Consider the following 9,961-nt stretch of genomic DNA (forward strand, 5'->3'; position numbering starts at 1 on the left):
TCAGACGCCGAATACATGGCCGCACCCGACCAGCTGCCGAAGATCGCCGCCCCCCCTTGTCACGCGGGAGCCATCCATACATGGTCCGAGGACAATGGCGATCCCCCTCATCGCCTACTCGGCCTCCACCACCTGCGCCAGGCCCCAGCCCGGCAGCAGGTCAGCGATCTGCTTCGTCAACCGCTTGATGCGGGCCTCTGCGTCCGTCACGGAATGGATGTGATCCTGCAGCACGATCTGCTGTGCAGGATGCGCGAACCCCACCGCCATCAGCCAGCGGCGATAGGCCTTCGCCCAGCTCTTCTTCCCCGGATGGAATCCGGCCATGGCGAAGCAGGAAGCCGTGCAGATGCTGGCGCGCCTTGCTCGCGACCCGCACCGCCGTCGCACGTGCATGGACCAGATCACGCATCGCCGCGTGCGCCGCATCAGGACTCCGTCCTTTCGAGGCTGAATTGATCCACCGGATCTATTCCGGGACGCCTCACCCCGAATGGCCGCCAATTCGTCCGCCCTATGCGGCTTCGCCAGCAAGGTCGCGTCGCGCCGGTGGGTCTTCACCCGGTTGCCGGCCTTGACCTGGATCAGCTAGGGCGCAACCACGACGCAGTCATGCCCGAGGTCGCTCAGCTGGCGATGGAGGCCAAACCGCAGGCCTCGCCTCATAAGTGGAGCCGTCACCCGTCGCAGCCCAGCTTCTCGCCTAACTTGCAGACATGATCGAGCGGTTCGGGATCGTGCCCCAGTGCCGGACGTCGCCGCCGCGCTTCCCTTGCGCAACTGCCACCGAGATCGTCGCCTTGTGGACATCAAGGCCGATAAACATGGTATCCTGCATGCAATCTCTCCCCTGTTCTTGAGGCTCAGTGCCAGCCCGTCTGGCGCAACCCTCAAAGGAGAACGCCGCGGGAGAGGCCACCGACCCGGTCAGGTTAACCGTGACTATGGGGCCTAAGAACCGGAAGGCGCGGTGTCCGGTCGCCTCCTGCCCTGGATGTGAAGGGTAAAGGCAGATCGATGTTACGCGGTCGGCACTTTCGCGCAAGTGACCTCCTTCGATGTGTTGCTTCCGCAATCCAGCGGAGCCTCCGTCAAAGAGAGAATTGGAGAATCGTCTTTCCTGCCGAAATCAATCCGATGGGCTGGTTTAGATGGAAATTGCCCCTCCTTCGGATCAGTAGGGCCTTCCGGAACGACGGAATTGGCCGGCCTTTCGGCTGAAGGTCTGCGCGGTGTCGCCCGAGGATTTCATCTGCCCGCCGGGGTGCTTCGTGTTATGCTGCACTGTCACCCAATCCGATTGCCTTCATGATATTTTATCCCCTTTCCCTTGCCGTTCTGGGGATCTGGCTGGTCCTGATCCTGCGCAGGCTCGACGACGGGTTCACCGTGGCGATTGCCCTGCTGCCCTTCGGCATGTTCGCGGCCATCGCGCTGCCGGCCGTGGGGGGGCTTTCGCTGATCGCGAGCAGTCTCATCGCGGCGCTGACCGGCGGCCTCGTTATCGTGGCGAGCCTTCTGGGCCGGGGGGCGCCGGTGCTGACGGCCTCGACGGTCGTGCTGGGGATCTATGCCGCCTATGCGGCCTTCTCCGCCGTCGTGCTCGTCCGGCTCTTTTCCGGCCAGTTCGAGGTCTTCACCCTGGCCCGCAGCGTGCAGGGCGTCCGAATCAATCCCTTCTACGCGAGCGTGCCGGTGCCGCTGCGGCCGGGATCGTCCAATATTTCGCAGACCTTCTACATCCTGCTCAGCTTCCTCGCCTTCCTCACCCTCAAGGATTCGCTGCGTCGCCGGGGTGTCGCCTGGGGCGACCGGGCGCTGGCCATCGCCGGCGCACTGAACATCGTCCTCGCCCTGATGGACCTGGCGAAGCTGGATCCGATCCTCGAGCAGGTCCGCACCGCCAAGTATGCGCTCGCCAACGAGCAGACGATGGGCGGCTTCGCCCGCATCATCGGCGGCTATTCCGAACCGTCGGCCTTCGGTGGAGCCTCGGCCGCCTTCTTCGCCTACTTCATGGCGGCCTTCATCGCAGGGCGGCGGGGCCGCGACCTGGCGCTCGGGATCGGCAACGGGCTCTGCACCATCGCCGCGCTTTCGGCCACCGGTCTCTTCGCGATGGGCGTGGCGGGGATGCTGATCTTCTTCACGGCGCTTCCGGCGATCCTGCGGCCCCAGAGCCGCCTGGTGATGATCGGTTCGATCGTCGGGGTCTGCCTGTTCGTCTCGGGCATCTGCCTGCTCCTGATCTTCACGCCGCTGCCGGACGTGGCCGGCAGCCTGTTCGAGCGGATCTTCGTCGCCAAGGCCGACAGTTCCTCCGGCATCGAGCGCAAGGCCTGGGCGGTGTCGGGCCTCACCGCCTTCCGCGAGACCTGGGGGCTGGGGGCCGGGGCCGGCTCGCTCCGGTCGAACGGGCTGGTCGCCGTCCTTCTGGGCAGCGTCGGGCTGCCGGGAACGCTTTTGCTTGTCGCCTTCCTGTGGCTCGCGGTCGGACGCTCCTGGCGGGGCGCCGAGGCGGGCACCTATCAGGCCGCGCGGGCCGGTGTGGTGGCCCTGCTCGCGGGGGCGGCTCTCAGCGGGACATCCCCGGACCCCGGCCTGCTGATGATCGTCTTCTGCGCCATCGCCTGCGCCATCCGCGAGCATCAGGAGGTGCCTGCCCCGGTCTGGGCTGGCGCGCATGCGCCTCGCAAAGACGGGCAGGGCCTAAGCCGGACGGCCTGAGCCGCCGGCCGCGTGGGCATCCGGTGTCAGCAGGTCCGACACGGGACGCGACGGGGCGGGCAGGTCTGCCCGTCGTGCCCGTCCCGAAGCCCCCGAGGCTGGCCCCGCGGCCAGTCCCACTGAAACCCGTCGTCGCGTCCGGCCGCACAGGCTGGTGGCGGGACCGCAGGCGACGCCAGCCCCTTGCAAGGTGACCCCATGGCCTCGATGACTGGAACCCCCTTCAAGCGACCGCGCCTCTTCGCTCCGGCCGCCGGATGGGGCGCGCTGCTGCGCCGGACAGGATCCGGCCCCGCCCCTGCGGCCGGGGACCGGCGGGTCTGTGGCGGGGCCAGTCCGGCCCGTGCGCCCCGAATACGGTGCTTCAACGTCCGGTTCAGCCCCAACCTCGGGGACGGGCTGCTCGCGGAATGTCTCGAGCATCGGCTGGTGGAACTGGGCGCCGGTGACGGGACGCGCTCGATCGACCTTGCGGCACGGACGGGCCACGGCAGCGCCCTGCCGGCGCGGGGCGCGCTGCTCGCGGTCCTCGCGGCCCTGCCCGGACCGATCCGGCGCGTGGCGATCCGGGCTCCGCTGGCGCTGCTGAAGTGGAAGAGTTGGCGCCCTCATTACCGGGCGGGGCTCGAGGGGGCCGACGCCGTGGTGATCGGCGGCGGCAACCTGCTGGCGGATCTCGACCTGAACTTTCCCACCAAGCTCGCGCTCGCGCTGGAGGAAGCCCGCCGGCGCAACCTCCCTGTGGCGATCCACGCCTGCGGCATGTCGCGCGGCTGGTCGGATGCGGGGCTTCGCATGGTCGGGCGGGCGCTGGCGCGGACGGATCTGCGGGCCGTCTTCCTGCGGGACGAGGCGTCCTGCGCGGCCTGGAACGAGCTTCTCGCCCCGTGGGCCGGGCGGACGGCCGAACTGGTCCGAGACCCCGGTCTGATGGCCTCCCGCGTCTTTCCGCAGCCGGCGCGCGTGACCGGGGCCCGTCCGGTGGCGGGCATCGGTGTCACCAGTGCGGTGGCGATCCGCTATCACTCCGACCAGGCCCCCGACGAGGAAAGGCTGGAGCGGTGGTTCCTGGAGCTGGCGCGGGAGCTGACCGCCGGCCACGAGGTCCGCGCCTTCACCAACGGCAGCCCCGAGGATCGCGCCTGCCTCGACCGGCTGGCGCCTCGCCTTGCGGCTTTGGGCGTCCGCATCCTGTCGCCGGAGACCCCGGCCGATCTCTGCTCTGTCATTGCCGGGCTCGACGTGCTGGTGGCCTTCCGGTTGCACGCGATCATCGCCGCCCATTCCTTTGGCGTGCCCACGCTGGGCCTGCGTTGGGATCCCAAGCTCGATGCCTTCATGGCGTCGGTCGGGCGCGGGGACTTCCTCCTTGACGTCACCGCGGCGACGCCCGCCGAGGCCCTGCGGCTGATGACCCGGGCCCGGCAGGAGGGCCTGCCGCCGGGCGAGCCCGAAGCCATCGTGGCGGAAGCGGCGGCGGATGTGGCGCGCCTCTACGCAGCCTTCCACCCCGCGGCGGGGGTGGCCTGACCACAGGCGGCGGCGCTGTCAGGCCCGGCCGGCCTGCCGCAGGGCAGGGCTGCGGGACAGCTCCTCCTGCACGCGGCGGATCACCAGCGACGAGACCGGCAGGTATTCGAAGCGACCCTGCCGGCCGACCGAGACGATGCCCAGCCTCTCGATCCTGTCGATCAGGCGGCGGGCAATCTCGACGTCGCCGACCCGGTAGAGCGGATAGGCGGCCTCGATCACGTCGTGACCTTCCAGCGCCACGCCGCGGGCGAGGCTGAGTCCCTCCACATGATCCCTGAAGTCTCGGAAGGCCTCGGCGGGATCGGCCGCGGCACCGGGCGGCAGCGTGACCTCCACCGACAGGAACTCGCGCGCGGTCTGCCGGTCGGGATAGAGACGGGAATGGATCGTGGCGCGTTTCCAGCGTCCCGAGGTGTGGAAATTGAACAGGACGTTGCCGGCACCGGGATCGAGCCGCTCGGCCGAGACGAAGAGCGAGAGCAGGTTGATGCTGGCAAGGCCCGAGCCGGTGCCCAACAGGGCCCGGTGCAGCGTGTCGAGCGGGATGGCGCTGACCAGCGCACCGGCCCGGTGGCGCCCCCCGGTCGTGGTGACGACGAAGCCCTCCGGCACAGGCTCGACCTGCAGCAGCCGTTCCTGAAGCCGGAACCGGACCGAAGCCGCCTCCAGCGTCGCGCGGATCGGATCGAAGAGCAGGGACGTGCCCGCCGAGGGACGAATGCGAAAGGGCCACCGCGGGGTGGTCGTCGGCGGGGGTCGGACGGCGGTGCGCCAGGCGGTCGCCAGCACGGCGCGCGGGCGTGTCGAGCGTTCGACATGGGACATGCGCCTGAAAAAGAATTCCTCGTCGATCTCCGAGGCCGGGCAGTGGTGGAAGCGCGCGATGTAGCTGGCAAGGCCCGTGTCGCGGTAGAAGCTGCGCCCGAGCCGCGTCCGGCAGATGGTCTCGAGCGTTCCGTCCTGCCGGCGCACGGTCTGGCTGGCCAGCAGGTCCGCGGCGGCCCGGATCTTGCGCCCCAGGGGCCACTCGCGGATCTCGCGGAGCGAAATCGGATACTGCAGCAGCCGCCCCTCCGGCCCGACCCGCCGCTCCATCCGCCACACGGGAGGGCAGAGGTCGCGGACCCCGGGCGCGAGCGCGAAGAGCGCCGCATTCTCCTCGTAGAAGATGCTGCCGAGGTCGAAGGTGTAGGGGCCGATCTGGTGCGAGCGATGCGCGCCACCGCAGCTGGGCGCCTGATCGATGACGGTGACCGACAGGCCCGCAGCCGAGAGGGTGTGGGCCGCGGCGAGGCCCGCCACTCCCGCGCCCAGCACGATCACGCTGTCCGGGGCCTTCCCATGCCGGTCCCGCGCCGGATGCCGGCGCTTTTGCGGGTCCTCCGCCTCGTCGCCGCCATCCCTGCCGGAGGTGACGGTCGTCGGTGCGGGCTGCACGGGGCCGGCCGGTGCGAAATTCTCGATGGGGGTGGTCATGATCCTACCCCGACAGAAGCAGGGACAGGGCGGATGCAGAAACCGGGTCGGGACAAAGCCGCATCGCAAGCCGCAGGCCAGGCAGGGGGAAGGCGCGCATCAATTACCTCCGGAAATGCCTTGGGATCGACGAAAACCGAACTGACGAATATCTGCACGAAGCGGAATTGCGCCTTCCGCATCCTGCGCTTTCTAATCTGGAAAAAGGGCCCCCGCCACGATTCACGGGGAAGGCGTGCCTGGAATTTCTCACTCGATTAAAGGTGGAACGGTCGGAGCAGTCAATGGGGCAGTCGGCGACGGGCGTGGCCCCCGAGCGCCTCAGATCGCCGACAGGAAGACATCCTCCACCTCGACCGCGTCCTCGTAGCCGGACAGGTCGAACATGAGGGCGACATGCTCCCAACCCTCGGGCATCCGGCCGTCCATCGCGGCCGAGGGATGGGTGTCCATGGTGGATGCGCTGAACCTCTTCCAGTCCGAGGAGAGTTCGACGGCCCAGTCGCTGCCGATGGGGGCGCGCTTCTCGCCCCGCACCGCCTCGAGCCGGGCGAGGACCCGGCCGGGCCGGCCTCCGCGGATCCTGAAGGCGGCGCCGATCTCGCATCCGGGCCGGGCCCGGCCGCAGAGCCAGATGAACCGGTAGCCCGGAGTGGCCTTGAAGCCGTTCCGGTCGAGGGGGTGGCGCTTGAAGGTGCCCGTGCGGCTGTCGCTCGTGCGGCTGTCGATCGGCAGCGGGCCGAGCAGGTTCCGGCCGGAATCGAACTGCACGATGGGCGCGACATGGCGGGGACGGCTGCCGCGCAGGCGCTCGGTGTCAAGCCGGCCCGGGCCGCTGGCCAGGGCCCCGCTCCGGGTGCGGAGATTGTAGACCGTCACGTCGCGCATCGCCGCCGTCGCCTCGCGCGACCGCAGGTGGAAGATGACGTCGCACTGGTTGCCCTCTTCGAAGCCGGCGCCGGTGACAAGGAAGGTCCCCCCGTTCAGGGTCACGCTGCCCCGCGACAGGTCGAACAACGGCCGCTCGGGCTGCTTGGGCCGGTTGATCTCCAGGTGGCAGCCGTGCAGCGTCAGCGTGCCCGATCCGGCCATGATCTGGTCGACGAAATTGACCGATGTCCCGTCGAGGTAGACCTCGGCGCCCTGGTTGAGCAGCGCGATCCTCGCCCCGCCGATGATGCTGCCGTAGAACGAGAACAGTTCCCCGGCATCCTCCGACCCGCCGAGGAAGTGCATCCCGATCTCCGAGAGGCAGCGCAGCCCGTATCCCCGCACCAGGTAGGAGCGGTGCGAGAAGATCATCCCGGTGTGGAAGCCCCGGACCGTCACCCCCTGCATGTCGAGGCGCGAGGACCGGCCCACGACCTTCGTCTCGAACCGCAGTCCGTGCAGCAGCGTCCCTTCGCCGGGACCTGCGAATTCGATCCCCTCGATCCACTTGTGCCCGTACTGCGGACTGTCGGCGGTGGAGCGGACCAGCACGCATTCGCGCCAGCCTTGCCAGTCCACCTCCAGCCGCTCGAGGCGCAGCTTCGCATCGCTTTCCAGCGTCAGGACGGCAGCGGATTCCCCGCCCTCCACCTCGAAACTGTAGCGGCCCGGAGCGGTCACGGTGGTGCTGCCGAGGGGCCGCCCGCCCAGGCCGGCCAGCATCACCTTCAGGAAGGGAACAGGGCCCGTTCCGGTCAGCTGGGAGACGGCGAAGGAGACCCGGTAACGCCCGGCTTCGGGCAGCGCGAGGGGCCGCTCCAGCAGGTCCCGCCGGCCATCCTCATGGAGGAGCGCCTTGCCTTCGGTGCTCCAGTTGTCGTCCGGCCAGAGCGTGTTGATCGTCACGACCGGCGGACGGACCTCGGGAGGCGTCATGGACGAGAAGTCGAGCACCGCCCCCACGCCCCGCAGAGCCACACGGGTCGGGTCGAGGACCAGCCGCGACCGGCACAGATAGCGCTGCGAGCCCAGATCAAGGACAAAGGGGCCATTCGACGCCGCGAAATCCAGGGCGCGCTGGATCGCGAGGGCGTCGTCGCCGTGGTCCGAGGTCTCGACGAACCAGTGCGGCCGCAGGACCGCCGGTGCCGCCTCGCGCCGCCAGTCCTGCCCGTCCGGGCCGGGGAAGCGCAGCACCCCGTCGGGCTTGCGCTGGTCGGCCGGTCCGGCCGTGAACCAGCCCTGTCCCTCGACCCAGACCGGAGAACGCTCGGCCGGCAGGTCCGGCAGGTCCGCAAGCGTGACCCGCAGGCTGTCCTGCGCCCGGGCGGATGCAGGACAGCCCGCCACGCCCGCGGCTCCGGCAAGGAGGGCAAGTCCGCTCACCATCTCGCGTCGCGTCGTCATTCCAGGGCCTCCTCGACCGGGGTGGCAGGCATGTCCTCCGCGGCCTGCCGGCGGAGGGAAACGGGCTCAAGGCTCCGGGCCAGCATCCGGCGATAGAGCCGGTCATGCGCCGCAACCCATTCGGCAAGGCCGGGGGCCAGCCCCGGCCCTCTCTCCCGGGCAGCCGCGGCGAGGCGGGCCACGAGGTCGTCGTCCCGCAGGACGCGCCCGAGCGCCGCGGTCAGCGCCTCGACATCACCCGCGCAGAACGTAACCGCCGCCCCCGCCTCCACCAGCTGGCGGGCGGTCAGGATGGAGTCCGAGACGACCAGCGGCAGGCCGGTCGCCACGCATTCGAAGGCCGAGAGGCAGAAGGGTTCGGGGCTCTGGGTCGCCACCACGGCCGCCCGCGCCCCGTTCAGGAAACGCCCTATTTCCTCGCGCGACATCCAGCCGTGATAGGCGTGCTCGGGGTAGAGGGTCCGCAGTTCGTCGAGACTGTCGCCCATGCCGATGAAATCGACGCCGAGGCCCAGCCTGCGCCCGGCCTCGGCGAGTTCGAACACCCCCTTCAGCCGCTGGACCTGGCCGATCTGCACAAGACGCCGGTTGCGCTCGGGTGCGGGAACGGGCGCACCGAACGGCTCGACCGGGTTGCTGATCGCGGCAAGGTGTCCCGGCCGGATGGCGCGGCCGATCCGGGAGCGCATCGCCTCGTTGATCATCACGAACTGTGCCCCGGACCGGAAGGGGGCGAGGCGGTTCCACAGCACGGCCTGACGCGCCGAGCGCCACAGCTTGTGGCTGTAACTGCGCTTGTCGCACTGGGTCGTGAGGCAGGCCGCCGAGAGCGGCCGCCGGTTGCAGACCCGCGCCCGGGGGTAGTCGAGGAAGGCTCCGTTGGGACAGGCGAGGAAGAAGTCATGCACATGGATCGCGCAGCGGCGGGCGACGGGGGCCAGCGCATCGAAGACCGCAGGCGTCAGGATGTTCGACCAGTTGTGCAGGTGATAGACCGTTCCGGGCGTGTCGTGTCGGGCGATCCATTCGGAGATCCGGTGCCGGGCGGCGGCATTGTAGAGACCCTTCAGCGCGGAAGCGCGCGGCGCGTGGATCAGGGCCCGCCCCTCCAGCGCCAGCATGTCGATCCCCTCTCCTAGGTCACGATTGCCGCTGTCGCCGGCCAGGAAGGTGACGGCCAGCCCCCGCGCATGCAGGGATCGGGCGAGGGTGGTGGCGAGATAGGTGGCACCTCCTCTCACCACCGAGGCGTCGTTCAGGATGACCACACGATCAGGCGAGCGCATGCAGCATCCCCTTCGTCCCGGGGCTCGAAATCCTCGGGGGCCATGTCACCCGCCCGGGCAGCCTTCGAATGCGTCGCGCCATCTGCAGAACCCGTAGAATATGGATCGAATGAATGCAGGCAGAAATTGCTTGCCAGAAAGGGCGGCCGCCCGGATCGGGACTGTCTCGATCCGGAACGATCAGATGTTACGCGCTCCGGGACAGGGCGCAATTGGCCTCGATCGAGGTTCCTCCGCCGCAAAAGTGGGAAGCCATCGCCATAAAGCGGCAAGTCTCGCCGGACGAACCTCGGTATTCGGCCCGAGCTTCATCCGAGAGGAGGATGCTGCTGCACATCACGACGGCGACGGGCGGCCCCGATTCGGTCTTTCCGGTCGTCGAGCGGCGGCGGATTCGATTCCCGACGTTGCATATGACGACGGGCAATGTCTCCCGGAAAAAATGGCCGTGTCTTGAAAGTGTGTTGGTCCGCCTTTGATTTGCCGGAAACGGCCAATATGGCCTCGGTTGAAACCACCGAAAGGCCATCGGTTGCCTACCCAGCCACTGGTTTTGCCCCCGTTTCACCGGACACTCAGGCGTTTGCGGTTTGGGCTGCGAT

8 protein-coding genes are annotated in these 9,961 nt (G+C 69.0%); 3 read left to right on the plus strand and 5 right to left on the minus strand.

Annotated elements, in window-relative coordinates:
- Positions 1 to 114 precede the first annotated feature (114 nt).
- Positions 115 to 327 carry a hypothetical protein gene (locus FG154_RS19615; protein ID WP_145111611.1) on the minus strand — a complete coding sequence of 71 codons (213 nt, stop codon included), beginning with the start codon at positions 325 to 327 and terminating at the stop codon, positions 115 to 117.
- A gap of 376 nt (positions 328 to 703) precedes the next feature.
- On the minus strand, positions 704 to 838 hold the full coding sequence (locus FG154_RS21815; RefSeq protein ID WP_281282097.1) for a hypothetical protein: 135 nt from the start codon (positions 836 to 838) through the stop codon (positions 704 to 706).
- 470 nt (positions 839 to 1,308) lie between these two features.
- On the opposite strand from FG154_RS21815, the gene FG154_RS19620 reads away from it, so the two are divergent.
- A complete protein-coding gene (locus FG154_RS19620) occupies positions 1,309 to 2,727 on the plus strand; it encodes a hypothetical protein (RefSeq protein ID WP_145111614.1) in 1,419 nt (472 codons plus the stop codon).
- A gap of 198 nt (positions 2,728 to 2,925) precedes the next feature.
- Positions 2,926 to 4,257, plus strand: a complete 1,332-nt coding sequence (locus tag FG154_RS19625; protein WP_145111617.1) for a polysaccharide pyruvyl transferase family protein — start codon at positions 2,926 to 2,928, stop codon at positions 4,255 to 4,257.
- A gap of 18 nt (positions 4,258 to 4,275) precedes the next feature.
- On the opposite strand, the gene FG154_RS19630 is transcribed toward FG154_RS19625, so the two are convergent.
- From FG154_RS19630 to FG154_RS19640, 3 genes are all read right to left on the minus strand, one after another.
- Entirely contained in the window at positions 4,276 to 5,736 is a 1,461-nt protein-coding gene (locus FG154_RS19630) for an FAD-dependent oxidoreductase (RefSeq protein WP_145111619.1), read from the minus strand.
- Between the two features lie 321 nt (positions 5,737 to 6,057).
- A complete protein-coding gene (locus FG154_RS19635) occupies positions 6,058 to 8,073 on the minus strand; it encodes a hypothetical protein (RefSeq protein WP_145111622.1) in 2,016 nt (671 codons plus the stop codon).
- Positions 8,070 to 9,359: a glycosyltransferase gene (locus tag FG154_RS19640; protein WP_145111625.1), complete on the minus strand. Its 1,290-nt coding sequence runs from the start codon at positions 9,357 to 9,359 to the stop codon at positions 8,070 to 8,072. The genes FG154_RS19635 and FG154_RS19640 overlap by 4 nt, the downstream gene beginning before the upstream one ends.
- A gap of 323 nt (positions 9,360 to 9,682) precedes the next feature.
- On the opposite strand from FG154_RS19640, the gene FG154_RS21140 reads away from it, so the two are divergent.
- Complete coding sequence (locus FG154_RS21140) at positions 9,683 to 9,838, plus strand: hypothetical protein (RefSeq protein ID WP_186312458.1); 156 nt, start codon at positions 9,683 to 9,685, stop codon at positions 9,836 to 9,838.
- Positions 9,839 to 9,961: the final 123 nt, after the last annotated feature.

Source organism: Cereibacter sediminicola, assembly GCF_007668225.1.
Taxonomy (GTDB): Bacteria; Pseudomonadota; Alphaproteobacteria; order Rhodobacterales; family Rhodobacteraceae; genus Cereibacter_A; species Cereibacter_A azotoformans.

Coding starts and splice junctions, on each gene's coding strand:
- FG154_RS19625 (WP_145111617.1), top strand. CDS start 2,926: ATGGCCTCGATGACTGGAACCCCCTTCAAGCGACCGCGCCTCTTCGCT.
- FG154_RS21140 (WP_186312458.1), top strand. CDS start 9,683: ATGCTGCTGCACATCACGACGGCGACGGGCGGCCCCGATTCGGTCTTT.
- FG154_RS19635 (WP_145111622.1), bottom strand. CDS start 8,073: ATGACGACGCGACGCGAGATGGTGAGCGGACTTGCCCTCCTTGCCGGA.
- FG154_RS19620 (WP_145111614.1), top strand. CDS start 1,309: ATGATATTTTATCCCCTTTCCCTTGCCGTTCTGGGGATCTGGCTGGTC.
- FG154_RS19640 (WP_145111625.1), bottom strand. CDS start 9,359: ATGCGCTCGCCTGATCGTGTGGTCATCCTGAACGACGCCTCGGTGGTG.
- FG154_RS19615 (WP_145111611.1), bottom strand. CDS start 327: ATGGCCGGATTCCATCCGGGGAAGAAGAGCTGGGCGAAGGCCTATCGC.
- FG154_RS21815 (WP_281282097.1), bottom strand. CDS start 838: ATGCAGGATACCATGTTTATCGGCCTTGATGTCCACAAGGCGACGATC.
- FG154_RS19630 (WP_145111619.1), bottom strand. CDS start 5,736: ATGACCACCCCCATCGAGAATTTCGCACCGGCCGGCCCCGTGCAGCCC.